The following is a 23,582-nucleotide window of genomic DNA, read 5'->3' on the forward strand; positions in this document are numbered from 1 at the left end:
AAATCTCATTCCCCGAGTTGCGCATCACCGTACGCTCGCCCCGTCTACCGCTGTCAATAGCTTGTTGCAGGCCGATTTCGAGCGGATGAACTATTTGCTGATTATTAGCAACTGAGCTGATACAACAGTCCGCATGAGGCTCGCACTCGAAGGTCTGCAGTACCACCGCCCAGCGCCGGCGGCCGAGTCCGCGGGACCGACCGACGCCGATGTCGTCGTGTACGGCGCGACGTCCGGCGGCGTCACCGCGGCGGTTCGGGCGGCCCGCTCCGGGCAGCGCGTCGTCCTGCTCGCGTTCGACGACCGGGTCGGCGGCATGACCGCGTCGGGTCTCGGCGAGACGGACGTCGGCGACGCGCAGACGATCGGCGGACTGGCGCGGGCGTTCTATGCCGACGTCGCGGCCGCGTACCACGCGCCGGATCCGCACTGGAAGGTCGAGGCGCACGTGGCCGAGGAGATCTTCCTGCGCTGGCTGGCCGATTCAGGCGTCGTACTCCATCAGCGACGGCACCTGCTCGAAGTGACCAAGACCGGCAACCGGATCATCGAGCTCCGCACCGACGACGGCTCCAGCTACCGCGGGCAGGTGTACGTCGACGCGTCGTACGAAGGCGATCTCCTGGCCGCGGCCGGCGTCTCGTACACGGTCGGGCGCGAGTCGTCGGCGGTGTACGGCGAATCGATCGCCGGTGTGCAGCACAGCATCAACCACCAGTTCGAGCGGCCTGTCGACCCGTACGTCGTACCCGGGCAACCGTCGAGCGGTCTGCTTCCGGGCATCTCCGCGGAGCCGTACGGGGCGATCGGATCCGGCGACCGGCACGTGCAGGCGTACAACTTCCGGCTGCACGTCACCAACGGACCGCACCGGATCCCGTTCCCACGACCGGAGGGGTACGACGCCTCGCGGTACGAGCTGCTGCGCCGGTACCTCGAGGCCGGGATCTACGAGCTGTACGGCCGGACCACGCGGGTGCATGGCAGGGTGTTCGACATGAACAACCACGGCGCGTTCTCCTCCGACCACATCGGGGCGAGCGACGAGTGGCCGGAGGCCGGCTACGCGCGCCGGGAGGAGATCTTCCAGGACCATATCCGCTACCAGGCGGGGCTGCTGTACTACCTGTCGACCTCGGCGGACCTGCCCGCCGACGTACGGGCGGCGACCCGGGCGTTCGGGCTCGCGCCGGGCGAGTTCAGGAAAACGTCGTACTGGCCGCACCAGTTGTACGTCCGGGAAGGCCGGCGGATGCTCGCGGACCATGTCGTGACCGAACACGAGGCGACCGGACGGACCGTGGTACCGGACCCGATCGCGGTGGCGTCGTACGTGATGGACTCGCACAACGCGCGGCGCGTGCTGGTCGACGGAAATCCGCGGAACGAGGGGAATGTGCAGGTTCCGCTGGTCCGCCCGTTCGGAATCTCGTTCCGATCGATCGTTCCGCGGATTTCCGAGTGCGCGAACCTGCTGGTCGCGGCGGCGGTGTCGGCGTCGCACGCGGCGTTCGCGTCGGTGCGGATGGAGCCGGTGTTCATGGCGGTCGGCGAAGCCGCCGGTTGTGCTGCGTCGCTCGCGGTGTCCGCGCGGATCGCCGTACAGGATGTGGAGTACGACGCACTGCGCCGGAACCTGACCGGGTCGGGTGGCATCGTGGGGTGGCCCAGAGGGGAGGCGGCATGAAGAAGACAGCTTCACGGCAGGCGGATGTGGCGAAGGCGGCCGGGGTCTCGCAGTCGACCGTCTCGATGGTGATGAACGGTACGGCGGACCTCGGGCGGATCTCGGCCGGTACGCAGCGCCGGGTGCTGGACGCGGCCCGGCGGCTGCAGTACGCGCCGGCCGGGCAACGGCGGGCGGTCGCGCGCACCACGCCGCACCTGCTCGGCGTGCACACGTTCGAGCCGATCTTCCCGACGAGTTCCCGGGACTACTACTTCGAGTTCCTGCGCGGCATCGAGGAACAGGCCGCGGCCGAGGGGTGCAACCTGGTGCTGTTCACGGCCGCCCCCGACGAGTCCGGCGTACGGCGGATCTTCGCGGACGACACGAACGGGCTCCGGCAGGCATCCGGCAGCCTGCTGCTCGGTCACCACGCGGACCGCGAAGACCTGGCCCGATTGGCGTACGAGGGCTATCCGTTCGTGTACGTCGGTCATCGCGAGGTGCCCGGAGCGTCGATCAGCTACGTCGGCGGCGACTACCGGACCGCGACCGGCGAGATCGTCGACGACCTGGTCGCGCTCGGCCACCGGACGTTCGCGTACCTCGGCGAGCACTCGCGCGACGAGCCGCAGGAGGACCGGTGGACCGGGTTCGCCGGGGCGCTGCAGCGGTACGACCTGCCGGTGCCTTCACCGGTCTTCGAGCAACCGTCGGGGTTGACGACAGGCTGGCTGGACCGGGCTCTGGCGGCCGGGACGACCGCGATCCTGGTCGAGTCCGTCAATCTGCTGCGGGTCCTCGCGGCGATGCTGAACCTCCGCGGGCTGTCGGTGCCCGGCGATCTGTCCGTCGTACTGCTGGTGGACGACGAGACCGAGGTCGGCTCCTTGCCGTGGGCAATGTTGCGGGTGCCCCGGAACGCGATGGGGCGCCGCGCGGTCCGGCTGCTCACCAGCATGCTCACCGAGCCGGACGGCGACTACGAGCGACAGATCCTGCTTCCGTGCGAACACACCCTCGAAGGGACGGTCGGGCCTTCGCCGCGTTGAGCGGTGGTGGAAAATGGTGGTTGTGAGCTTTCATGCCGCTGCCTTCATCGCCACCAGCCTCGACGGGTACATCGCGCGCGCCGACGGGTCCATCGACTGGCTCACCAGCCGGGCGGAGCACGCCGGAGAGACCGGGTACGACGAGTTCCTGGCGTCGGTGGACACCGTCGTACTCGGACGCAACACGTACCAGCTGGCCTGCAAGTTCGACAGCTGGCCGTACGAAGGCAAGCAGGTCGAGGTCCTGAGCACCACACTCGACCCCGACACCGACGACCGCATCCTCGTCCACCGCACCCTGGACGCCCTCGTCGAGACCCTCAACGACCGCGGCGCCCAACGCATCTACGCCGACGGCGCCGCCACCATCCAAACCTTCCTGACGGCAGGCCTCCTCAACGAACTGACCATCACCACCGCCCCCGTCCTCCTAGGCACCGGCATCCCCCTCTTCGGCCCCGTCCCCACCGACATCCCCCTAACCCACAACGCCACCCGAACCCTAAAAGCCGGCTTCACCCAATCCGACTACTCGGTCGCGCGCTGAGCGGCTCGGTCAGCGGTAGTGGAGTTGCTGGGCTACTTCGGTGGCCCAGTAGGTGAGGATGGTGTCGGCGCCGGCTCGGCGGATTGAGGTCAGGGTCTCCATGATGGCCTTGTCGCGGTCGATCCACCCGTTCGCGGCGGCGGCTTCTACCATCGCGTACTCGCCGGAGATGTTGTACGCCGCGACCGGGACGTTCACGTGGTCGCGGATCTGGCGGACGATGTCCAGGTACGGCAAGGCGGGCTTGACCATCACGATGTCGGCGCCCTCGGCGATGTCGAGGTCGACCTCGCGGATCGCGTCGCGGGCGTTCGCGTTGTCCTGCTGGTACGTCTTGCGGTCACCGGTCAGCGACGAGTCGACGGCCTCCCGGAACGGGCCGAAGAACGCCGACGCGTACTTGACGGCGTACGCCAGGATCACCGTATCGAGGAATCCGGCCGCGTCCAGCGCCGTACGGATGACCCCGACCTGCCCGTCCATCATCCCGGACGGACCGACGACGTGCGCCCCGGCGGTGGCCTGCGCGACGCCCATCTCGGCATACAGCGCAAGCGTCGCGTCGTTGTCCACGCGCCCGGCGGAATCCAGTACGCCGCAGTGCCCGTGGGACGTGAACTCGTCGAGGCACAGGTCCGACATCACCAGCAGCGCGTCACCGGCCTCGGAGACCGCGTCCCGGATCGCGACGTTCAGAATCCCGTCCGGATCCAGCGCACCGGACCCCTGAGGATCCTTCGACGTCGGTACGCCGAACAGCATCACCCCGCCGAGCCCGAGCTGCGCCGCCTCGGCGATCGCCTTCCGCGCCGTGTCCCGGGTGTGCTGCACGACGCCCGGCATCGACTTGATCGCGATCGGCTCGCGCGCGCCTTCCCGGACGAACATCGGCAGGATCAGCTGCCGCGGCTCCAGCGAGGTCTCCGCGACCAGCCTGCGCACCGCCTCCGACGACCTGAGCCGCCGCGGCCTCACTTCCGGGAATCCAGGCATATCAGCTCTTTCGACGAGAACCCGAGCGACGTTCGGACGGGCGGGTGACCGGTTCACCGGCCTCCACCATGGTGTCACGCCGATCCGCACCGAACCGGGCGAGGGCGTCGGCCAGTTCCTCGACGGACGGCGACTCCGCCATCGCGTCGACCCGCAGGCCGTGCTCCTCGGCGGTCTTCAGAGTCGCCGGGCCGATCACGCCGATCACCGTCGACGCGTGCGGCTTGCCGGCGATGCCCACCAGGTTCCGCACCGTCGAGGACGAGGTGAACACGACCGCGTCGAACTTGCCGGACTTGATCGCCTCGCGGGTCGGCGCGGGCGGCGGAGCGGCCCGGACGGTCCGGTACGCCGTGACGTCGTCGACCTCCCAGCCGAGATCGGTCAGGCCCGCGACCAGGGTCTCGGTGGCGATGTCCGCACGCGGCAGGAACACCCGGTTGATCGGGTCCAGCACCTCGTCGAACGGCGGCCAGTCCTCGACCAGCCCGGCGGCCGACTGCTCACCGGACGGGACCAGGTCCGGACGGATGCCCCAGGCGCCGATCGCCTCGGCGGTCTTGTCGCCGACCGCCGCGATCTTCAGCCCGGAGAACGCCCGCGCGTCCAGCCCGTACTCGTCGAACTTCTCCCGGACCGCCTTCACCGCGTTGACCGAGGTGAACGCGACCCATTCGTAGCGGCCCTCGACCAGGCCGCGGATCGCCTTGTCCATCTGCTGCGGGTTGCGCGGCGGCTCGACCGAGATCGTCGGGACCTCTTCGGGCATCGCGCCGTACCGACGGAGCCGGTCCATCAGCGGGCCGGCCTGGTCCTTGGTCCGCGGAACCAGGATCCGCCAGCCGAACAGCGGCTTGGTCTCGAACCAGGACAGCGCCTCGCGCTGCTCGACGACGGTGCCGACCACGATCACGGCCTCGCCGGTCACCTTCGCGGCCCGCAGGTCGGTGACGATCGTCTCGAGCGTCCCGACCACACTGGTCTGCGAGGTCGTCGTACCGCAGACCGTCGCCGCGACCGGGGTGGACGCGTCGAAGCCGGCCTCGACCAGCGCCGCGACGGTCTCCTTCAGCACCTCGGAGGCGTTCAGCAGGACGAGGGTCTGCTTCGGCTGCAGGCGGCTCAGGTCGAGCTTGTTCTCGGCGAGATCGACGACGGTGACCTCGCGGTCGCCCTTCATGGTCAGCGGGATCCCGGCGTACGTCGGAACCGCGCTCACCTCGCTCACGCCCGGCACCACGTTGAACCCGATGCCCGCCTTCTTGCACGCGGCCGCCTCCTCGGCGCCGCTGGAGAAGGTGAACGGGTCGCCGGTCAGCAGCCGGACCACGTTCGCCGCGGTCTTGGCCGTCTTCACCACCAGGCGGGCCCGGGCCGCGACCCGCAGCGCCCGGCTGCCCTCGGCGCCGGAGCCGTCCACGACCTCGACGCCCGGCCTGCAGTAGGTCAGGAACGCGTCGTGCTCGGGGCCCTCGACAACGACCGCGTCGGCGTTCGCGAGCACGTCGCGGCCCGCCAGCGTCAGCAGCGCCGGGTCACCGGGGCCGACGCCGACGAATGTGACATGGCCGAGCGGTTTGGTCTGCTTGACGGTACTGGTCGCGGCCTTCTGAGGTGCCGCGGTGGCGGCTGTCTTCGCGCTCACGTCTGCCTTCGCCCTCGTCGTTTTCCTGCTCGTCCTGTGGGCCGTCTTCTTGGCCGCAGTGCTCGTGCCCTGTGCCGGTGTCATGTTCGCTCCAGCAACTCGTTCGCCAGCGCCTTGCCGAGAGACACCGGATCGTCCACCGGCCCGTTCGCGGAGAGCCGCCGTACGCCGTCGTCCTGGCCGAGCGCGCCCCGCAGCCAGAGCTCGGGGCCGTCCTCACCCTCGACCACCTCGGCGAGCGCGCCGACCGGAGCCGTGCACCCTGCCTCCAGCGTGGCCATCAGTTGCCGTTCCGCCGTCACCGCCGCGCGGGTCGCCGGATCCTCCAGCGGGGCCAGCGCGGCCAGTACGTCGGTGTCGTCCGCGCGGCACTCGATGCCCAGGGCACCTTGTCCCGGCGCGGGCAGCATCTGGATCGGATCCAGGGTCTCGGTCACCTCGTCGAGCCGTCCCAGCCGGGACAAGCCTGCCCTCGCGAGCACCACGGCGTCCAACTTGCCGTCGGTGACCAAGCCGATCCGGGTGTCCACGTTGCCGCGGACCCCGGTGCACTCGACGCCCAGGCCGAGCGCGTCGAGCTGCGCGACGCGTCGTGCAGCGCCGGTGCCGATCAGGGCGCCGTGCGGCAGTTCGCCGAGCGTCAGGCCGTCGCGGGCGACGAGCACATCGCGCGGGTCCTCGCGGACCGGGATGGCGCCGAGCGTCAGGCCGTCGAGCGGCATGGTCGGCAGGTCCTTCAAGGAGTGCACGGCGATGTCGATCTCGTGCGCCAGCAGTGCGTCGCGCAGTGCGCTGACGAAGATGCCGGTGCCGCCGATCTGCTCGACCGGTGCGCGGTTCACGTCGCCGGTGGTCGTGATAAGGACGAGCTCGACCTCGTGCCCGAGTGCGCGCAGCTGGTCGGCCACGATGGTCGACTGCGCGGTTGCCAGCTTGGAGCGGCGGGTGCCGAGCCGGATCATGCCTGCTCACCTCCGGTCGCCGTCGAGTCGGCGCGGGTGTTGCTCGTCTCGGCCGGCGTCTTCGCGGCCGTGACCGCGTCCACGGTCGCCTGGTCGAGTGCGAACAGTTGCCGCAGCGCGTCGGCGTACGTCGGTCCGCCCGGATCGCCGCCGAGCTCCTTCACCCGGACCGTCGGGTTGTGCAGCACCTTGTCGACGACGCGGCGGATGGTCCGCTCGACCTCGTGCCGCTCGTGCTCGCCGAGCTCGGGCAGCCGGCGCTCGAGGCGGGCCAGCTCCGAGTCGACCAGCGAGCTCGCCATCGCCCGCAGCGCGACCACGGTCGGCGCCACCGAAGCGGCCCGGCGCGTCGCCTCGAACGAACCGGTCTCCTCGCCGACGATCCGGCGTACCTCGTCGATGTCGGCCTGGCTGCCGCCCGCCGTACCGATCAGGTCGGCCAAGGTGATCAGCGTGACGCCGGGGATCCGGGCCGCCTCGGGAGCAACGTCCCGCGGCAGCGCGATGTCGAGCACACCGAGCGACCGGCCGTCGGTCGCGTTCCGGATCGTCTCGGCGGTCAGTACGACGCCGCGCGCGCCGGTGCACGACACGACCAGGTCGGCGTCGCGCAATGCTTCGGGCACGTCTGTCAGGCGGATCGCCGTACCGCCGATCCGGTCGGTCAGCGCGACCGCACGGTCGTAGTTGCGGTTGGCAATGGTTACGGTCTTCGCGCCGCCGTTGAGCAGGGTCTGGGCGGCCAGCGAGGCCATCGAGCCGGCGCCGACGACCAGGGCCCGGCGGCCCTCGAACCCGCCGACCGCGTCCAGACCGGCCGAGACGACCGAGCGGCCGGCCGAGTCGATGCCGGTTTCGGTGCGGGCCCGCTTGCCGACCCGCAACGCGTGCTGGAACAGGGCGTTCAGGTCGGTGCCGACGGTCTCCAGGTCCTGGCCGACGCGCAGCGTCTCCTTCACCTGGCCGAGGATCTGGCTCTCGCCGACGACCATCGAGTCCAGCCCGACCGCGACCTGGAACAGGTGCGCGACCGCGCCTTCCTCGAAGTGCACGTACAGGTGCTCGGCCAGATCCAGCAGCGGTACGCCGGTGACGTCGGACAGGATCGCGGTGACCTCGTCCATCCCGGCGTGGAACCGGTCGACGGTCGCGTAGACCTCGGTCCGGTTGCAGGTGGCAAGGACCGCGGACTCCGCGACGGCCGCGGAGTTCCGCACCGCCAGGGCCAGCTTGGTCGCCGCGTCCGCGTCGAGCGCGACCCGCTCGAGTACGTCGATGGCAGCGGAACGGTGACTGATGCCGACCACGAGGAAGCTCATCCGCGTCCTCGCTTCGCTCCGGGCGCGGATGAGGCACGAACCGCGCTGTGTTGGATGGTGAACTCGCTTCGCTCGTTCACGCGCCGACACCTCCCCCGACACTCGGGAGATCCGTCATACCGTTCATCGCTGGTAGTTCGGGCACCTGGGGGAGCGCCGCCTCTCCGGACTTTCGTTGTTCGTGGTACGCCAGGATCTGCAGCTCGATCGAGAGGTCCACCTTGCGGATGTCGACGCCGTCGGGCACGGACAGCACCACGGGCGCGAAGTTCAGGATGCTGGTCACGCCGGCGGCGACCAGCCGGTCGCAGACGTCCTGCGCGGGACCGGCGGGAGTGGTGATGACCCCGATCGAGACCCGGTCGGCCTCGACGATCTCCTCGAGCTGGGCGAAGTCGCGGACCTCCATGTCGCCGATCCGCTCGCCGACCAGGTTCGGGTCGGCGTCCAGCAGGGCGACGATCCGGAAGCCGCGGGTGCCGAAGCCCGAGTAGTTCGCCAGCGCGTGGCCCAGGTTTCCGATCCCGACGATGACCACGGCCCAGTCCTGGGTGACGCCGATCTCGCGGGCGATCTGGTAGCGCAGGTACTCCACGTCGTACCCGACGCCGCGGGTGCCGTAGGAGCCCAGGTAGGACAGGTCCTTGCGGAGCTTGGCCGAGTTGACGCCGGCCGCGGTCGCCAGGTCCTCGCTCGACGCGGTCGCGATGCCACTGTCCGAGAGCGCGGTCAGGGCCCGCAGGTAGACCGGCAAGCGCGCGACAGTCGCCTCGGGGATGCCGCGTTCGGTTCTCGTCGGCGGGCCGGGGCGACGGCTGCTGGCACGCGTCACAATTCTCCTGGGAGCGGTTGGTTCACCGCGGTCTGACGGCCGGCGGCCCTCTTACTCTAGGAGCTTGTGAACGTGAGAACAAAATCGGCGGGAGTGACCCCTACCTCATCAGGGCCTTTCGCAGTCTGGCGGGGTCGACCCGCCAGAAGTCGTGCTGCTTCCCGTCCACGAACGTGACCGGGATCTGTTCGCCGTACTGCGTGAACAACCGGTCGTCCTGCGTGATGTCCACCTCGGACCAGTCCGCACCCACCTCGGCGCAGACCGCCCGGATGACCTCCCGCGCCTCGTCACAGAGATGACAGCCGGGCTTCCCGTACATCAGAACGCGGCTCATCGGTCCGCCTCCCGGAGCCGGCCCTTCGCGACCTTGCCGGTGACCGAGTGCGGCAGGTAGTCCACCACCTCGATCTCGACCGGGCACTTGAACCGCGCCAGCCGGCCCTCGGCGTACTCGCGGACCGCGGCCACGTCGACCGATGCGTCCGGCAACGGCACCACGAAGGCCTTGACCGCCTCGCCAGTCTCCTCGGACGGTACGCCGATGACGGCGGCCTCCCGTACGCCGGGAGCACCGACCAGCACGTCCTCGACCTCGCTCGGGAACACGTTGAACCCGGACACGATGATCAGCTCGCGCAGCCGGTCGACCAGGAACAGGTCGCCGTCCGCGTCCAGGAACCCGACGTCACCGGTCCGGTACCAGCCCTCCGCATCCGGGCCGTCGACGCCGTCCGGCCAGTAGCCGGAGAAGAGATTGCCGCCGCGGATCAGGATCTCGCCGGGGTCGTCGCCCTCGACGTCCTCACCCTGCTCGTCGGCGATCCGGACCTCTACGTTCGGCAGCGGGCGTCCGACCGAGCCCGGCTTCGGCTCAGCCTCGCCCAGGGTCGTGGTGACGCCCGGAGACGCCTCAGTCAGGCCGTACCCCTGGTGGACGTGCAGCCCGGCGGCCCGCTCGAAGCGGTCCGCGAGCGCGCGATCCAGCGTGGACGCGCCGGTCAGCACGACCTTGACGGTCTCGAGCGCCTCCCGCAGATCGGAGCGGGTCAGCAGCGCGTGCAAGGCGGGCGGAGCGAGCGGCAGCCGCGTCACGCCGTACTGGCGAACCAGGGCGAGGGTCTGTTCGGGGTCGAAACGCTGCTCGACGACAAGCGCGGCGCCGGTGGCGACCGCCCAGCCGAGGACTGCGTTCAGGCCGAACGCGTGGAACATCGGGAGCACCCCGAGCACCACGTCCTCAGGCCCCATCCGGTCCTCGCCGAGCTCGCCGAGGTTCCGCACATTCGCCGCGAGGGCCCGATGGGTGAGCATCGCGGCGCGCGGATCTCCACTGGTTCCGGACGTGTAGAGCAGCACCGCGAGCGTCTCGGCATCTCTCGACGGAAGTAACGGAGCGTTACCCTGGAGCTCGTCGGGCGCCACCGTGCGGACGCCCTCGAACCGGTCCGCGAGCCCCGGTCCGGCGATCGCCAGCCGGGCTCCGGAGTGCGCCGTGACGGCCGCCAGTTCGGGCTTGGTGAGCCCGGTGTTCAGCGGTACGGCGACCAGTCCGGCCCGGAGAATGCCCAGGTAGGACGTGACGAACTCGATGCTGTTGGCAACCAGGAGCAGCACCCGGTACCCCGGCACGAGACCGGCCGCCGCGAGCCCTTGCGCAGTCCGGTCGACGGCCTGGTCGAGCTCGCTCCAGGTCAGCCGCCGATCCCCGTCGACCAGCGCGGGACGCTCGCCGTGCCGTTGCGCTGTGTCACGAAGAATGTCCGCGAAATTCACGTTCACCAGGCGAGTCTGTCACGGCCGGGATTCGCTCCGGGACCAACCGTCTTTCACAGAACGGTTGCAGCGGAGCGTAACCACCGATATACAGGTGACTTCGCGAGCGCGCTTCTGCTGAACCTCACACTGCAGAAACCCGCCCGCGGCGGGGACCTTCATGCGCAATGCACTACCCCCGACAGCAGGCTGCTCCGTACCGCGGACGCAGTCCGCTGGCGCATTCGTGACCATCGGACCGGACGGAAGGCGGCACGCCCCAGCCTGTTGACAGCACGTATCTGAGCAGTAACGTTCAGTGCTGTCCCAGTCGCTGTGGCCATTCGCGGATGTGTCGAACGACGTGTCAGTTGAACGGGGAGAACACTTGACCACGCCGGAGCCAAGCCCGGACGGGATGAGACGTGCGGAGCTCGTCGATCGCGCCCAGGCCGGGGACGTCGGTGCCTTCGGTGAGCTGTACGACGAGTACTCGCTCACCGTCTATCGCTACATCTACGCACGGGTGTCGTCGTCGGCACTCGCCGAGGACCTGACCAGCGAGACCTTCGTCCGGGCGCTCCGCGCGCTGGACTCGTTCCGTTGGCAGGGCCGGGATTTCGGAGCCTGGCTGGTGACGATCGCCCGGAACCTGATCACCGACCACTACAAGTCGGGCCGGGTCCGGCTCGAGGTGGTCACCGACGAGATCGAGACCCACGACCGGCAGACCGAAGGCCCGGAGATCGACGTGCTGGCCGCGGCCACCGCCGAGGTCCTCCGGGACGCGGTGGCCGGCCTGCCCGACGAACAGCGCGACTGCCTGACGATGAGGTTCTTCGCCGGTCTGTCGATCGCCGAGACGGCCAAGGCGCTGGAGAAATCCGAAGGCGCCGTCAAGCAACTGCAACTGAGGGCCGTACGGCACTTGGCGAAGGTTATCCCCAAGGACTTGAGATGAGGCGGATGACAACGAACGTCTTTCGTAACCCGTCAGGGAGTTACCTCGTTTGCCTGGTGAGGACCTGTCGGTGACCCCGACTGGCCATTGAGGAGAACGAGAACTCATGAGTGACCTACACAGGGCTCGAGCGCGCGCGGAGGCATTCGCGCACGCCGTCGATCACGGGCCCCGTCACTCCACGCGACTGGGCGATGACCCCGAGTTACTGGAAGCTGTGGAGCTCGTCGGACGGCTGAGGACCGCCGGCGCAGTCGCACCGCGACCGGAGTTCAGTGCCGAGCTGCGGCACCGCCTGTTGGAGCAGGCGGCGGCGCGCGCGGCGACCACTGCGACTCCGTTGACGGTGCACACCGCACCAGACGACTCGGACGACCCGCCGGGTAGCGAGGACGTTGGCGCGTCCGTGACAGATATCCGTCGTCGCCAGGGCCGGAGGATCCGGCTCGTGGCCAGCACCGCCGCGCTGGTGCTGCTCGGAGGTGGCATCGGTTCCGCCGCCGCCGCTCAGCAGGCCATGCCCGGCGACACCTTGTACGGAATGAAGCGCAGCATCGAGAACGTGGCGACCAACGTCGGAGTCGGCGACGACTCCCGCGGCCGGCGCGATCTCGAGCACGCGATGACCCGATTGTCCGAAGTCCAGGAGCTGGCCGGCAACGGCGGCTCGGTGGGCACGATCAACGCGACACTGGACGACTTCTCGGCACAGTCCCGCAAGGGCGTGTCCCGGCTGCTCGCGTCGTACCAGCAGAACGGCGACGAGAGTTCGATCACCGCGATCACGTCGTTCATCACCAGCGCCCGCCAGGCTTTGGTGGGAGCGACGCCGAAACTCCCGCCGGAGTCGTTGAAGTCCGGTGTCGAGGCGCTCGCCACGATCGAGCAGCTGACGCAACTCACCACGGCCGCGTGCCCGAAGTGTGCTGCGCCGAAGCCGGCCGGCGCGCCGAGCACCGGCACGAACAACAACCAGCCGAACCGCACCAGCCCCGGCACCGGCTCCGAGTCGAGCAACCCGGTCAAGGCGTCGTCGAGCCCCAAGGCGTCGACGACAACGGTCCCGACCCCGGTCGACTCGGCCACTGTGCAACCGAGCACGGTGCCGACCAAGCTGCCGAACACCACCATCGTGGAGTCCACCGCTCCGCCGCCGACCAGCCTGAAGACGCCACCCGTGCCGTCGTCGTCAAACTCGCCGATTGCGACGCCCACCGTGCTGCCTTCTACGCTGACCCCGACCACGCCGTCCTGGCCGTGGCCGTTCCCGACAACACCACTGATCAACCTGCCCGGAGTGCTCCAAACCCTCTTCCCACCCTGGAAGTAGAAGGACACCCCGAGCCCACGCAGCCCCCGGCACAAGCACCACGCGCCGGGGGCTGCGTCGTCCCTGCCCCTCCCCCCCGCGCCGTTCGCCCCACCACCGACCGCGCCGGAGTTCTCCATTCGAGGGGATATCCGCTCGTGTTGTGGGTTCTCCCCCCGTGTACCAACAGAGAACCCACAACAGGAGGGGATATCCCCTCGCATTGTGGGCGGGGCGGCGCGGCGGGGGTGGGTTAGAAGAAGACGCTGCGGCGTTGCATGAGGAGGGTGTAGAGGGTTTGCTGGATGGTTTCGCGGACCTGGTCGGTGACGTTGAAGACCAGCATCGGGTCGTCGGCGGCGCCGTCGGCGAAGTCGTCGGTGCGGATCGGTTCGCCGAACTCGATCAGCCACTTGGACGGCAGCGGGATCAGGCCGAGCGGCCCGAGCAGCGGGAAGAACGGCGTGATCGGGATGTACGGGACGCCCAGCAACCGCGCCAGCGACGCGATGTTGCCGACCAGCGGATAGATCTCCTCCGCGCCCACGATCGAGCACGGCACGATCGGTACGCCGGTCCGCATCGCCGCGCTGACGAACCCACCGCGCCCGAAGCGCTGCAGCTTGTACCGCTCGGCGAACGGCTTCCCGAGCCCCTTGAAACCTTCCGGCCAGACACCGACCAGATTCCCCTGCCGGAGCAGCCGCTCGGCGTCGTCGTTGTTCGCGAGCGTCGCACCGCCCTTGCGGGACAGTTCGCCGACGAACGGCGTCTGGAACACCAGGTCCGCGGCGAGCGTGCGCAGCGGCCGGCCGGTGTGGTCCGCGACGACCACCTGAGTGACTAGCCCGTCGAGCGGCATCGTGCCCGAGTGGTTCGCGACGATCAGGGCGCTGCCGTCGGACGGAATGTTCTCGATCCCCCGGACCTCGACCCGGAACCACTTCTCGACCATCGGACGCAGCATCGGCAGCAGCACCTGATCGGTCAGATCGGAGTCGTACCCGAACTCGTCGAGCTCGTACTCCCCGGTCACCCGCCGCCGCAGGAACGCCAGCCACTCGGCGACCCGCCGCTCCCCGTCCTCCCCGAACAACTGCCGAACCACCCGCTCGAGCCCGACAAAGTCGAACGGCGGCAACTCAGGTCCGTCGACATCCGGCACCACCCCGATCGGCTCGCCCGTCGTCTCAGCCGAGCGCGCACCAGCCGCACCTGCTCCGGTCGCTGCACGCCCGGTTGCGGCGTCGTCGGCTCGTTCGTCGTCCCGGACCTTCTTCTTCTTGCGACCGCCTGGGCCCGCGAGGGCGCGGGCTGCGGCGGAAGGCGTCGTACGGCGGCCGGTGCCGCGGCCCGGTCGGCCGCCGGAGCCGATCGGGATCACGTCCGCGTCAGCCACGCAACGCTCCCCTGAAGCCCGCGGTGAGCAAGCTGGACACCCGCGTCATCGCGCCGGTCCCGAGCGATTGCCGGAAGTCGTCGAACGCCTCCGCGGTCGAGTATTTCGGCTCGAACCGGAACTCGGTCCGCATCCGCGTCGTGTCCACGCCTCGCCCGTAGGTCAGGAACGTGATCTGATCCGGCGAGAAGTCCGCCAGCCGGGCTCGCCGTACGGCGGCCGCCGTGCTGGACGCGGTGAACGAAGGCAGCCGCAGCGTCGGCCGGCCGAGGCGACGGATCGCCTGGGACAGCGAGAGCACGCCGTCACCAGCCAGGTTGAAGGTCCCGGGAAGATCGTTGACGGTCGCGTGATGGATCGCCTCGACGCCGTCGTCCTCGTGCAGGAACTGCAGGCGGGCGTCGTACCCGAACACCGTCGGTACGACGGGCATCGCGAAGTAGCGCGTGATCGGCGAATCGGTCTTGGGGCCGATCCAGTTCGCCATCCGGAGCGTGCTGACGCAGACGTCGGGGCGGCGCCGGGCGAAGCCGCGCACGTAGCCCTCGACCTCGACCGCGTCCTTGCTCAGGCCGTGGTGATGGATCGCCCGCGGCGCCATCTCCTCGGTGAACATCGCCGGGTCCCGCGCGCCCGCGCCGTACACCGTGGTGGACGACTTCACCACCAGCTTGGCCACGCCGGGCGCCTTCTGGCACGCGGCGAGCAGCTGCATGGTGCCGATGACGTTGATCTCCTTCATCGACGACCGGCCGCCGGCGCTGCCTGGCGTGGCCACCACGCCGGTGTGCACGACTGTGTCCACGTCCTCGGCGGCGATCACCTTGGCGATCACCGGGTTGCGGATGTCGGCCCGGACGAACCGGACCCGTCCGAGCTCCGCGCGCGGCGGAACCACGTCGACACCGAGAACAGTGTCGATCGACGGGTCGTCAGCCAGTCTGCGGGCACAGCGAGCACCGGCGTCCCTTGAGACGCCGGTCACCATCACTACCTGTGCCACGAGCTACCCCCAGCCGGACCGGGCGCGGCAGAACGGACTACTTGCCGAGCTTGCGGCGCTGCACCCGCGTCTTCTTCAGCAGCTTGCGGTGCTTCTTCTTCGCCATACGCTTGCGGCGCTTCTTGATTACGGAACCCACGTCGGACCATCCAAACTCAAAGAGAACGTCGGCAAAGCTTACCCGTAGGTCACTGTCCCGACCTAAAGCAGGCTCCATCAGTAGACTGGGACCCTACCTGGGGAGGCTGGATGCGGGCTCGGTACGACGGACTGGCGGAGTGGTACGACGAACGGTTCGTCATCGGTTCCGACGATCATCAACCGGGTCTGCTGGAGCTGCTGGGCCCCGGATCCGGGCCGTGCCTGGACATCGGCTGCGGCACCGGGCGGAACTTCGAGACCATCCGGGCCAGCGGACGCAGCGTCGTCGGGCTGGACTTCTCCGGCGATCAACTGAGGCTCGCCCGGACCCGGACCGACAGTCCGCTGATGCGCGGTGACGCCGCGGCGCTGCCGTTCGCGGACGAGACGTTCGACACCGCGATCACGCTGTGGATCTCCACCGATGTGGACGACTTCGGCGCGGTCCTCCTCGAGGCAGCCCGGGTACTGCGTCCCGGCGGGGTGCTCGTCGCGTACGGCGTACACCCGTGCTTCAACGGACCGCATGTCCTGTACGCCGACGACGGCACACGTATCGTGCATCCGACGTACCGCCAATCCGGTTGGCACGAGGCGTCGCCCTGGTGGAGCGATGAGGGAATCCGGCGCCGGATCGGCATGCGGCACGTCCCGCTCCCCGAGTACCTGAACGCGATCGTCGCCACCGGCCTAGTCATCGACCGCTTCGAGGAACCCACCGGCCAAGACATCCCACACTCGCTGGCGGTCCGGGCGCGTAAAGCAGGCTGAGGTTGTCGGTAGTGCCTTTGCTAGGCGAGGTGTTCCCAGGTGAACAGCGTCAGCTCGCGCCCCTTGTCCACCACTTGCTCCGGCGGTAGATCGGTCAGCCGATAGCCAGCTGCCCGCGCCACCGCGGAACTCGCTGCGTTGTCCGGCTCGATCTCGAGAATCACCCGCGGCAGACCGGCCGTTTCGTGCGCGTAGGCGGTCAACAGCTTCAGCGCCCGCGCCCCGAGACGCTGCCCGCGATGCGCCGGCCCGATCGCGTACCCGAGCGAACCCGTTGTGAGGTTGAGCATGACTTCGCCCAGGGGCTGCACACCGTCCGTCGTGATCGCCAGCTGGAGCTTGTCCGTCGCCTTGCGCGCGTTCTCGACGTACTCCGTCGCGACGGCGAGGTCGAAGGGGGACTTCAGGGTGTCCAGTACGCGACCTCTGGGTCGTCGAACAGTTCGACCATCGCCGGCGCATCCGCCGACTCCCAGGGGCGTAGCACCAGTCCGTCGGCGACCACTCGTGCTGTCATGCGGTCAGGATCTCAGGCGGCCTTGCGGACGGCGACCGGGACGACTGGCTTGGTGAGGACGGCCAGGTGCGGGGTGGTCGTCTTGGTGGTGGTGCTCGCGTAGGCGGCGGGAGTGAAGGCGACGGCAGCGAGCCCCAGGGTCGCGATGGTGCCTACAGCAACGGTCTTGACGATTCGGATCGGCATCGGGAGCCTCCTTCAGGTTGGTGATTCCATCCTGATCGCACGGTCTGCGACGGCCCTGCCAGATTCCTGGGAGTCGGCTGGGAGCGCCAGGTAGCGTAGAGAAATGGCCTACGTGGTGTTTCTCGCTGGACTCGCCGTAGTGCTCGCGGGGCTGACCTGGTTCGCCTCGTGGGCGAAGCGGCGCGGTCGCGGGTCCGGGGTGGCCGGCGCTCTCGCGGCGTACGAAGAGGCGTACCGGACGACGGCGCACCAGTCACACTACGAGCTGCGGCAGCAGGCCGACCGGAAGTCCGAGAGCGGCTCTCCGGACGATCTCTAAGGCAGGTAGTCGGCTCCTTTAGCGCAGGTAGTCGGCGATCGGGCCGAGGGTGAGTAGGCCGCTGCCTGCGGCGTGTTCGTTGGCTGCCGGTGCTAGCGCGGCTTGGGCCTTCGCGAGTAGCTCGGGGTCCTGGGTGTTGTGGGCGGTCAGGGCCCAGTACGCCTCGAACAGCAGGCCGGGCGGCGGATCTGGTGCTCCGCGCACCCACGGGGCGTGCGGGCCGTAGTCAGCCGTCGGGATCGGTTCGCCATGGCGTACGGCGTGCGCTGCCAACGCCAGCGGGAGGAGCCCGGCGCTCAGACCGGGCATGCCCGCGTCGTCGAGTAGGGCGGCTGCGGCGCGGTACGACTCGGGGGTGTCGGTGCGGAGAGCGGCGTACCAGCGGGTGAAGACGGCGACGAGCGGGAGCTCGTGCCGGGCGGCCAAGGCGTCGGCGGCTGCGGCGTGTTCGTCGGCGGCGGTGTGGTCGGCTCTTGCGCAGGCGGATTGCAGCCGGATCAGGTGGCCGAGAACCTCGTAGGTCAAGAGGTTGTGGCGTTGCGAGAGGGTGATGAGTTCGGCGCCGATCGCGTCGCGTTCTGGGGCGAGGCCGGCGCGGTGGCAGGTTTGCATGAAGACGCCGTTGAGCGTGAACGCCAGGAGCGCGGGGTCGTCGAGACCACGCGCGAGTTGCTCGGCCTCGAGCGCTGCATCGCGTGCTCGCGGCGTACGGGAGCCTCGAGACTCGAGCGCGATCGTGGCGAGAAGTCGGGCGCGGATGCTTGGGTGATCCTGGGTCGGCAGTGCGCGTTCGGCGGCCGCGACGATGGCGGCTGCTTGCGCTTCGTCGTCGGAGCAGGTCCAGATCGCCGGTACGTCATACGCACCGATCACGCGGGCGGTGAGATCCGGGTCGCCGAGCTCTTCGGCTGCGGCGATCGCAGCGAGCCGGTGCCGACGAGCAGCCTCCAGACCCCCGCCACCGGTCACCGCAAGATTGCGAAGCAGCCCAACTGTCGATTCAATCCGAGCCCGCGTCCCCCCGACAACCCGGTCATACGCCACAGCCGTCTCCGCCCACAAACTCCCACTCGAGCCCAGGCGCTCCCCCGAGGCCAGATGCACGGCCGGGGTGGGATGTGCGGGTGGGGTTAGGTGTGGGGCCTGGTTGAGGATGTCGGTTTGTAGGCGGCTGAGTGTGGGGCCGGGGTCGACGCCTAGCTGGCCCACCAGGGTTTGCCGGGCGCGATGCAGTACGGCGAGAGCGTCGCCTTGCCGCTGGCTCCGGTACAGGGCGAGGGCCAGCAACCGCCACGCGTCCTCGCGCCACGGGTGCTCGGTGACATGCGCGTCGAGGTCCGGCACCGCCTCCGCCGCTAGGCCCAACTCCAGGCGCGTTTCCGCTACCTGTTCCACCGCGTGCAGTCGCAACTCGGTCAGTCGGGCACGTTCGGCCCGCGCCCACGGTTCGTCCACGAACTCGGCGTACGCCGGCCCACGCCACAACCCCAACCCAGCCAACAGCTCCGCCAACCGCTCCTCCGCCGACCCACTGCTCGGGGCAGGTGGTCGTACTGCTTTCTCGAAGTGGCAGGCGTCGATGTTTGTGGTTTTCAAGGCGTAGCCGGGGCCTGAGGTCACCAGGAGGCCGGCTGGTTCGCGCGGGGCGCGCTCCGGCTCGATCGCTCGACGGAGGGCGGCTACGAACGTCCGCAGCGCGCTGAGCGCACCCGCCGGCGGATCGATCCACAGGTCGTCCACCAGCACCTGCGCGGGCACGACCCGCCCCCGCGCCACGATCAGCCGCGCCAACACCGCCCGATGCCGCAGCCCCCGCAAATCAACCGGCGCGGCCCTCAGGTCAGCCGTCTCGCCCTCCCAGGCGATCACTGGTCCCAGTACGCCGAACTCCACTTGGTCACGGTAGCGCTCATTCGTTGCTCATCCGGGGCGGCGAGGCTGGGGGGTATGGAGATTGAAGGGTTTGAGTACCGGCGGATCGCGGGTGCGGAAGGGGTTGTGCTGAATGTTGCGGTTGGGGGCTCGGGGGCTCCGGTGGTGTTGTTGCACGGGTTCCCGCAGACGCATGTGATGTGGCGGCGGGTTGCGGCTGAGTTGGCGGGGGATCACACCGTGATCTGTCCGGATCTTCGGGGGTACGGCGCGAGCGACAAGCCGGTCGAGGGGTATTCGAAGCGGAGCATGGCTGCCGATGTTGTCGCGGTGGCGGGGGCGTTGGGGTACTCGCAGTTCGCGTTGGTTGGGCACGATCGGGGTGCGTTGGTGGCGTTTCGTGCTGGTCTCGATCACCCGGACGTGGTCACGCACCTGATGTGCTTGGACGTGCTGCCGACGCTCGACATGTGGGACGTGATGCAGGGGACGAGCGCCACGGTCGGGTTCCACCTGTATCTGATGGCGCAGCCCGTCGGGTTGCCGGAGCGGATGATCGCGGCCAGCTCGGATGAGTTCTTCGGGTACTTCCTCGATCTGTGGGCGAGTGATCCCGCGGCGATCCCTTCCGACGTCCGCGCGGCGTACCTGGAGGCCTGTCGCCAAGCGGTGCCGTCGATTGTCGCGGACTACCGTGCCTCGGCGACCGTCGACGTTACGCACGACCAGGAGGATCTTGCCCAGGGCAACAAGCTGCGGATGCCGGTGACGGTGATCCAGCAGGACTGGGGCGCCGCGCTCGGCTTCGACGCCGCGGCGCGCTGGAAGAGCTGGGCACCCGATATGCACCATCAAACCACCACCTCCGGACACTTCATGGCAGAACAGAACCCCACCGAAATCACCACCGCCATTCGCCAGCTCCTCAGGCGTTAGAGGGTGCGGCGAGGTAGGCCGTTGATTCGGCGAGGTCGGCGAGGGCCGCCGGTAGTAGCGGACTCAGAAGTCGGCCGTCTCGTTTGACCTGTGTGCCTCCGACCAGGACCGTGTCTACGTTGCCCGGGTGTGCGGCGGTCACCACCGTCGCGACCGGGTCGTGCAGGCCGCCGACCAGGTTGAGGTCCGTACTGCGGAGGAGCACGACGTCGGCCTTGTTACCGACGGCGAGCGACCCGACGTCAGGTAACCCGAGCGCTCGAGCTCCGCCGTACGTCGCCAACTGCAGCACGTCAGCGGCCGTGAAGGCCTGGTAGCCAAGGGAAAGCACCTCGTGCATCGCCCGGAACATGTCGCCGCCGGCCGTGGTCACCACGTCGATCCCGAGGCTGAACGGAACCCCGGCCTCGCGGAGCCGGCCGGACAGCGGAGGCCCCATCTGCATCCGCGCCTCGACCGTCGGCGTGACCGAAACGGCCGCGCCGGTCTCGGCGATCACCTTCAGCTCGGAGTCGGGCAGGTTGTTGCCGTGCACGTACAACGTGTTCGGCCGCGCCAGCCCAGCATCCCGCAGCCGCGTGATCGGATCGGAGGTCTGCGACGTGCTACTGACGTGGACGACCACCGGCACCCCGAGCGAATCGGCCAGCTCCCAGTCCTCGCGGACGGTCTCGAACGGCGCGTACGCCGGCCCGATCGCCGCGGCGGCCAACTCGAGCCGCTCGGACCGGCGCGCCATGATCCGGCGCATCTCCCCGGCGTCGACAGCGGCAGCACCCAGCGGCGACGGACCGTACCCGAAGACGGCCCGGAGGCCGCTGCGTTCCAACGCGTCCAACGCCGCATCGGCCTGCTCCGGGGAGCGTTGCACGTGGGAGTAGTCCTGGACCGTGGTGACGCCCGCGTCCAAGCACTCCAGCGCGCCGACAAGGTTGCCGACCGCAACATCTTCCGCTCGGAACCGCGATCCGTAGGCGCCCAGCACCCGCTCGAAATACACCCCGAGACCCACATCGAGGGTGATGCCGCGTAACGCGGTCTGCCACAGGTGCCGATGTGTGTCGACGAACCCGGGCAGCACGATCCGCTGCCGCGCGTCGATCACCTCGGCGTCCGCGGTCAGCCCGGCGCCGACCGCCGCGATCCGCCCGTCCTCGATCAGTACGTCGGTGTCGCGCCGTACGACGACCTCCGGGAAGGTGTCGATCACCGTCCCGCCCTTGAGCAACAGCCTCACGGCGATCTCCCTCAGTAGAAAGCTTTACAGAAAGCTATCATCAAAGACAGATAGGCTGTCAACCGTGACCGACGACCCTGTGGACCGGCTGATCTCGTCCTGGGAGCACGAGCTGCCCGAGGTGCTGTATCCGACCAGCGAGCTGACGAAGCGGATCATGCTGCTGGCCGGCGAGCTGAACGCGTCGACGCGGCGGGTGCTGCGCGATCTGGAGCTGACCATGGCCGAGTTCGACGTACTCGTCTCGCTGCGCCGGTCCGGTACGCCGTACCGCCAGAAGCCGTCCGACCTGGTCCGGAGCCTGCTGCTGTCGTCGGGCGGAACCAGCAACGTGACGAATCAGCTGGTCCGCCGCGGTCTGGCTGTCCGCGAATCCGATCCGGACGACGGGCGCGGGACGCAGATCCGCCTGACCCCGGAGGGGATCAGCCTCGCGGAGCAGGCCGTGAAGGCGAGCTCGGCCGCCCACCACGAGCTGTGGGCCGACGTGCCGGACGAGGCCGTCGCACAAGCAGCGAAGGCGCTACGGGCGCTGAACAGGCCCGGGACATGACGAAGGGGCCGGTCCTGATCGGATCCGGCCCCTCCGGCTTCTCGTGGTTATCCGGCCTGGAAGAAGGCGCCCTTGAGGTAGTCGTGCACGGCGTCCTCCGACACCCGGAACGAACGACCCACCCGCACCGCGGGCAGCTCACCGGAGTGCACCAACCGGTACACCGTCATCTTGGACACGCGCATGGCCGTGGCGACCTCCGCCACGGTCAGGAACTTCACCTCGGCGAGCGGCTGCTCACCACCGGACTTCTTTGATGCCATTTGCGCACCGCACTTCCAGCACGGATCGTGCGCCGGCTTCCCCTCCGGCACCTCCGTCCGTGCATAGAACGAGCGTAGTGGCTGTTGGTACGAATGGGAAAGAGGGGGACTCCTGTGACTCAGTAGGTCGGATCAAGACCTAACAAAGGAAAGCTGGCGTCGCGGGTGGCTTTGATGGAGCGGTCGAGCCAGGTGTCGGGGTTGTAGCCGCTCGACCAGTCGACGTACGACGCGTCGCGGCCGTCGGTCATGCGCACCGGCGCGACCCGGCCGAACCGCAGCTGGACCTCCTCGCGCCAGGCCTCCGGCACCGGCGCCGCGGGGTCGATCGGGTGGCCGGCGACGATCGCCAGCAGGTGCGTCCAGGCCCGCGGTACGACGTCGATGATCGCGTACCCGCCGCCGCCCGTGGCGACCCACTTCCCGCCGGTCAGCTCGTGCGCGAGATCGTGCAGGGCCACGTACGCCGCACGCTGCCCGTCGATCGTCTTCGTCAGATGCGCCAGCGGATCCTCGACGTGCGAGTCGCATCCGTGCTGCGTGACCAGGACGCTCGGACGGAACGCCTTCACGACGTCGGGGACGACTGCGTGGAACGCCCGCAACCAGCCCGCGTCCCCGGTCCCGGGCGGGAGCGCGACGTTGACCGACGTACCCTCGGCGTCCGGTCCACCCGTCTCGCCGGCGCTCCCGGTGCCCGGGAACAGCGTGGTCGGCGACTCGTGCAGGCTGACAGTCAGGACGCGCGGGTCGTTGTAGAAGACGGTCTGTACGCCGTCCCCGTGGTGAACGTCCACGTCGACGTACGCGACCCGCTCGGCGCCGTGGTCGAGCAGCCACTGGATCGCGATCGCCGGGTCGTTGTAGACACAGAAACCGCTGGCCTGGTTGGGCATCGCGTGATGCAGGCCGCCGGCGACGTTCGCGGCGTGCAGGACGTCGCCCTCCCAGACCGCGCGGGCCGCCTCGACCGAGGCGCCGGCGATCCGCGCGGAGACCTCGTGCATGTGCGGGAAGCAGTACGTGTCCGACGTACCGAGTCCGTGCGCGGGATCGGCGTCGTCGGGGTTCTCGCCCGCGCGTTTGACCGCCGCGACGTACTCGGCGGTGTGCACGGTCTCGAGCAGCGCGTCGTCGGCGGTCGGCGCGGGCACGACCTTGAGCTGGTCGAGGACTCCGAACTCCCGGGCGAGCTTGATCGTCAGCTCCACCCGGATCGGACTCATCGGGTGCCCACGACCGAAGTCGTACGCCGTCAACCCGTCGTCGAAGACCAGCAGCGCCTCACCACTCATGCCCTTGACCATAACCTTCGGCCGTCGGGTTGTGAGGGTCCAGCCTGGG

The 23,582-nt window shown here is 69.2% G+C and carries 25 protein-coding genes; 9 read left to right on the forward strand and 16 right to left on the reverse strand.

What is annotated here, in order from left to right; genetic code table 11:
- Positions 1–133: 133 nt before the first annotated feature.
- The 3 genes from ACLJOO_RS07285 to ACLJOO_RS07295 are packed head-to-tail and all read left to right on the forward strand — an operon-like array spanning position 134 to position 3,265.
- The gene (locus ACLJOO_RS07285; protein ID WP_410786039.1) at positions 134–1,687 is read left to right on the forward strand and encodes an FAD-dependent oxidoreductase; all 1,554 of its coding nucleotides are present in this window, start codon (positions 134–136) and stop codon (positions 1,685–1,687) included.
- A complete protein-coding gene (locus ACLJOO_RS07290; protein WP_410786040.1) occupies positions 1,684–2,718 on the forward strand; it encodes a LacI family DNA-binding transcriptional regulator in 1,035 nt (344 codons plus the stop codon). The genes ACLJOO_RS07285 and ACLJOO_RS07290 overlap by 4 nt, the downstream gene beginning before the upstream one ends.
- A gap of 13 nt (positions 2,719–2,731) precedes the next feature.
- Positions 2,732–3,265 (forward strand): dihydrofolate reductase family protein, encoded by a 534-nt coding sequence (locus ACLJOO_RS07295; protein ID WP_410786041.1) that lies wholly within the window; start codon positions 2,732–2,734, stop codon positions 3,263–3,265.
- A gap of 9 nt (positions 3,266–3,274) precedes the next feature.
- On the opposite strand, the gene hemB is transcribed toward ACLJOO_RS07295, so the two are convergent.
- The 7 genes from hemB to ACLJOO_RS07330 form a co-directional block, all read right to left on the reverse strand.
- Complete coding sequence (gene hemB, locus ACLJOO_RS07300; protein ID WP_410786042.1) at positions 3,275–4,258, reverse strand: porphobilinogen synthase; 984 nt, start codon at positions 4,256–4,258, stop codon at positions 3,275–3,277.
- Position 4,259: 1 nt separating this feature from the next.
- Positions 4,260–5,987 (reverse strand): uroporphyrinogen-III synthase, encoded by a 1,728-nt coding sequence (locus tag ACLJOO_RS07305; protein ID WP_410786043.1) that lies wholly within the window; start codon positions 5,985–5,987, stop codon positions 4,260–4,262.
- Positions 5,984–6,865: a hydroxymethylbilane synthase gene (gene hemC / locus ACLJOO_RS07310; protein ID WP_410786044.1), complete on the reverse strand. Its 882-nt coding sequence runs from the start codon at positions 6,863–6,865 to the stop codon at positions 5,984–5,986. The genes ACLJOO_RS07305 and hemC overlap by 4 nt, the downstream gene beginning before the upstream one ends.
- Positions 6,862–8,184 (reverse strand): glutamyl-tRNA reductase, encoded by a 1,323-nt coding sequence (locus ACLJOO_RS07315; protein ID WP_410786046.1) that lies wholly within the window; start codon positions 8,182–8,184, stop codon positions 6,862–6,864. The genes hemC and ACLJOO_RS07315 overlap by 4 nt, the downstream gene beginning before the upstream one ends.
- A gap of 76 nt (positions 8,185–8,260) precedes the next feature.
- Complete coding sequence (locus tag ACLJOO_RS07320) at positions 8,261–9,016, reverse strand: redox-sensing transcriptional repressor Rex (protein ID WP_410786047.1); 756 nt, start codon at positions 9,014–9,016, stop codon at positions 8,261–8,263.
- 100 nt (positions 9,017–9,116) lie between these two features.
- A complete protein-coding gene (locus tag ACLJOO_RS07325; RefSeq protein ID WP_410786048.1) occupies positions 9,117–9,353 on the reverse strand; it encodes a glutaredoxin family protein in 237 nt (78 codons plus the stop codon).
- The gene (locus tag ACLJOO_RS07330) at positions 9,350–10,798 is read right to left on the reverse strand and encodes a class I adenylate-forming enzyme family protein (RefSeq protein WP_410786049.1); all 1,449 of its coding nucleotides are present in this window, start codon (positions 10,796–10,798) and stop codon (positions 9,350–9,352) included. Before ACLJOO_RS07330 ends, ACLJOO_RS07325 begins: the two co-directional genes overlap by 4 nt.
- Before the next feature lie 391 nt (positions 10,799–11,189).
- Between ACLJOO_RS07330 and ACLJOO_RS07335 the strand changes: the two genes are divergently transcribed.
- Positions 11,190–11,732 carry a sigma-70 family RNA polymerase sigma factor gene (locus tag ACLJOO_RS07335; protein ID WP_130384882.1) on the forward strand — a complete coding sequence of 181 codons (543 nt, stop codon included), beginning with the start codon at positions 11,190–11,192 and terminating at the stop codon, positions 11,730–11,732.
- Positions 11,733–11,949: 217 nt separating this feature from the next.
- Entirely contained in the window at positions 11,950–13,062 is a 1,113-nt protein-coding gene (locus tag ACLJOO_RS07340) for a DUF5667 domain-containing protein (RefSeq protein ID WP_410786050.1), read from the forward strand.
- A 232-nt stretch (positions 13,063–13,294) separates the two neighbouring features.
- On the opposite strand, the gene ACLJOO_RS07345 is transcribed toward ACLJOO_RS07340, so the two are convergent.
- Genes ACLJOO_RS07345 through ACLJOO_RS07355 form a run of 3 tightly spaced genes read right to left on the reverse strand, consistent with a single transcriptional unit; the run spans position 13,295 to position 15,582 of the window.
- The gene (locus tag ACLJOO_RS07345) at positions 13,295–14,440 is read right to left on the reverse strand and encodes a lysophospholipid acyltransferase family protein (RefSeq protein WP_410786051.1); all 1,146 of its coding nucleotides are present in this window, start codon (positions 14,438–14,440) and stop codon (positions 13,295–13,297) included.
- A complete protein-coding gene (locus ACLJOO_RS07350; protein WP_410787128.1) occupies positions 14,433–15,428 on the reverse strand; it encodes an NAD-dependent epimerase/dehydratase family protein in 996 nt (331 codons plus the stop codon). The genes ACLJOO_RS07345 and ACLJOO_RS07350 overlap by 8 nt, the downstream gene beginning before the upstream one ends.
- A gap of 52 nt (positions 15,429–15,480) precedes the next feature.
- Positions 15,481–15,582, reverse strand: coding sequence for a 30S ribosomal protein bS22 (locus ACLJOO_RS07355; protein ID WP_008356322.1), 102 nt, complete (start codon positions 15,580–15,582; stop codon positions 15,481–15,483).
- 110 nt (positions 15,583–15,692) lie between these two features.
- On the opposite strand from ACLJOO_RS07355, the gene ACLJOO_RS07360 reads away from it, so the two are divergent.
- The gene (locus tag ACLJOO_RS07360; protein ID WP_410786053.1) at positions 15,693–16,355 is read left to right on the forward strand and encodes a class I SAM-dependent methyltransferase; all 663 of its coding nucleotides are present in this window, start codon (positions 15,693–15,695) and stop codon (positions 16,353–16,355) included.
- A gap of 20 nt (positions 16,356–16,375) precedes the next feature.
- On the opposite strand, the gene ACLJOO_RS07365 is transcribed toward ACLJOO_RS07360, so the two are convergent.
- Positions 16,376–16,771 carry a GNAT family N-acetyltransferase gene (locus ACLJOO_RS07365; RefSeq protein ID WP_410787129.1) on the reverse strand — a complete coding sequence of 132 codons (396 nt, stop codon included), beginning with the start codon at positions 16,769–16,771 and terminating at the stop codon, positions 16,376–16,378.
- 113 nt (positions 16,772–16,884) lie between these two features.
- Entirely contained in the window at positions 16,885–17,058 is a 174-nt protein-coding gene (locus ACLJOO_RS07370; RefSeq protein ID WP_410786055.1) for a hypothetical protein, read from the reverse strand.
- Positions 17,059–17,161: 103 nt separating this feature from the next.
- Here ACLJOO_RS07370 and ACLJOO_RS07375 point away from each other — a divergent pair, with 103 nt between their 5' ends.
- The gene (locus ACLJOO_RS07375; protein ID WP_410786056.1) at positions 17,162–17,377 is read left to right on the forward strand and encodes a hypothetical protein; all 216 of its coding nucleotides are present in this window, start codon (positions 17,162–17,164) and stop codon (positions 17,375–17,377) included.
- A gap of 18 nt (positions 17,378–17,395) precedes the next feature.
- On the opposite strand, the gene ACLJOO_RS07380 is transcribed toward ACLJOO_RS07375, so the two are convergent.
- On the reverse strand, positions 17,396–19,270 hold the full coding sequence (locus tag ACLJOO_RS07380; protein ID WP_410786057.1) for an AfsR/SARP family transcriptional regulator: 1,875 nt from the start codon (positions 19,268–19,270) through the stop codon (positions 17,396–17,398).
- A gap of 54 nt (positions 19,271–19,324) precedes the next feature.
- Between ACLJOO_RS07380 and ACLJOO_RS07385 the strand changes: the two genes are divergently transcribed.
- Entirely contained in the window at positions 19,325–20,185 is an 861-nt protein-coding gene (locus ACLJOO_RS07385; RefSeq protein ID WP_410786058.1) for an alpha/beta fold hydrolase, read from the forward strand.
- Here the strand turns inward: ACLJOO_RS07385 and ACLJOO_RS07390 are convergent.
- On the reverse strand, positions 20,175–21,422 hold the full coding sequence (locus ACLJOO_RS07390; RefSeq protein WP_410786059.1) for an amidohydrolase family protein: 1,248 nt from the start codon (positions 21,420–21,422) through the stop codon (positions 20,175–20,177). The genes ACLJOO_RS07385 and ACLJOO_RS07390 overlap by 11 nt on opposite strands.
- 64 nt (positions 21,423–21,486) lie before the next feature.
- Here ACLJOO_RS07390 and ACLJOO_RS07395 point away from each other — a divergent pair, with 64 nt between their 5' ends.
- On the forward strand, positions 21,487–21,975 hold the full coding sequence (locus tag ACLJOO_RS07395; RefSeq protein ID WP_410786060.1) for a MarR family winged helix-turn-helix transcriptional regulator: 489 nt from the start codon (positions 21,487–21,489) through the stop codon (positions 21,973–21,975).
- Positions 21,976–22,022: 47 nt separating this feature from the next.
- Here the strand turns inward: ACLJOO_RS07395 and ACLJOO_RS07400 are convergent, their stop codons facing one another.
- Together ACLJOO_RS07400 and ACLJOO_RS07405 are read right to left on the reverse strand one after the other, a co-directional pair.
- On the reverse strand, positions 22,023–22,238 hold the full coding sequence (locus tag ACLJOO_RS07400; RefSeq protein WP_012923942.1) for a helix-turn-helix domain-containing protein: 216 nt from the start codon (positions 22,236–22,238) through the stop codon (positions 22,023–22,025).
- A gap of 119 nt (positions 22,239–22,357) precedes the next feature.
- Entirely contained in the window at positions 22,358–23,533 is a 1,176-nt protein-coding gene (locus ACLJOO_RS07405; RefSeq protein WP_410786061.1) for an acetoin utilization protein AcuC, read from the reverse strand.
- Between the last annotated feature and the right edge of the window lie 49 nt (positions 23,534–23,582).

Origin of the sequence: Kribbella sp. C-35, assembly GCF_046549195.1 — a bacterium.
In the GTDB taxonomy this organism is placed as follows: Bacteria; Actinomycetota; Actinomycetes; order Propionibacteriales; family Kribbellaceae; genus Kribbella.

Bases quoted from the DNA above. Each gene is read 5' to 3' on its own strand.
- hemB (WP_410786042.1), bottom strand. From the start codon at position 4,258: ATGCCTGGATTCCCGGAAGTGAGGCCGCGGCGGCTCAGGTCGTCGGAG.
- ACLJOO_RS07375 (WP_410786056.1), top strand. From the start codon at position 17,162: ATGGCCTACGTGGTGTTTCTCGCTGGACTCGCCGTAGTGCTCGCGGGG.
- ACLJOO_RS07370 (WP_410786055.1), bottom strand. From the start codon at position 17,058: ATGCCGATCCGAATCGTCAAGACCGTTGCTGTAGGCACCATCGCGACC.
- ACLJOO_RS07295 (WP_410786041.1), top strand. From the start codon at position 2,732: ATGGTGGTTGTGAGCTTTCATGCCGCTGCCTTCATCGCCACCAGCCTC.
- ACLJOO_RS07400 (WP_012923942.1), bottom strand. From the start codon at position 22,238: ATGGCATCAAAGAAGTCCGGTGGTGAGCAGCCGCTCGCCGAGGTGAAG.
- hemC (WP_410786044.1), bottom strand. From the start codon at position 6,865: ATGATCCGGCTCGGCACCCGCCGCTCCAAGCTGGCAACCGCGCAGTCG.
- ACLJOO_RS07385 (WP_410786058.1), top strand. From the start codon at position 19,325: ATGGAGATTGAAGGGTTTGAGTACCGGCGGATCGCGGGTGCGGAAGGG.
- ACLJOO_RS07360 (WP_410786053.1), top strand. From the start codon at position 15,693: ATGCGGGCTCGGTACGACGGACTGGCGGAGTGGTACGACGAACGGTTC.
- ACLJOO_RS07315 (WP_410786046.1), bottom strand. From the start codon at position 8,184: ATGAGCTTCCTCGTGGTCGGCATCAGTCACCGTTCCGCTGCCATCGAC.
- ACLJOO_RS07405 (WP_410786061.1), bottom strand. From the start codon at position 23,533: ATGAGTGGTGAGGCGCTGCTGGTCTTCGACGACGGGTTGACGGCGTAC.
- ACLJOO_RS07290 (WP_410786040.1), top strand. From the start codon at position 1,684: ATGAAGAAGACAGCTTCACGGCAGGCGGATGTGGCGAAGGCGGCCGGG.
- ACLJOO_RS07285 (WP_410786039.1), top strand. From the start codon at position 134: ATGAGGCTCGCACTCGAAGGTCTGCAGTACCACCGCCCAGCGCCGGCG.
- ACLJOO_RS07335 (WP_130384882.1), top strand. From the start codon at position 11,190: ATGAGACGTGCGGAGCTCGTCGATCGCGCCCAGGCCGGGGACGTCGGT.
- ACLJOO_RS07305 (WP_410786043.1), bottom strand. From the start codon at position 5,987: ATGACACCGGCACAGGGCACGAGCACTGCGGCCAAGAAGACGGCCCAC.
- ACLJOO_RS07350 (WP_410787128.1), bottom strand. From the start codon at position 15,428: ATGGTGACCGGCGTCTCAAGGGACGCCGGTGCTCGCTGTGCCCGCAGA.
- ACLJOO_RS07325 (WP_410786048.1), bottom strand. From the start codon at position 9,353: ATGAGCCGCGTTCTGATGTACGGGAAGCCCGGCTGTCATCTCTGTGAC.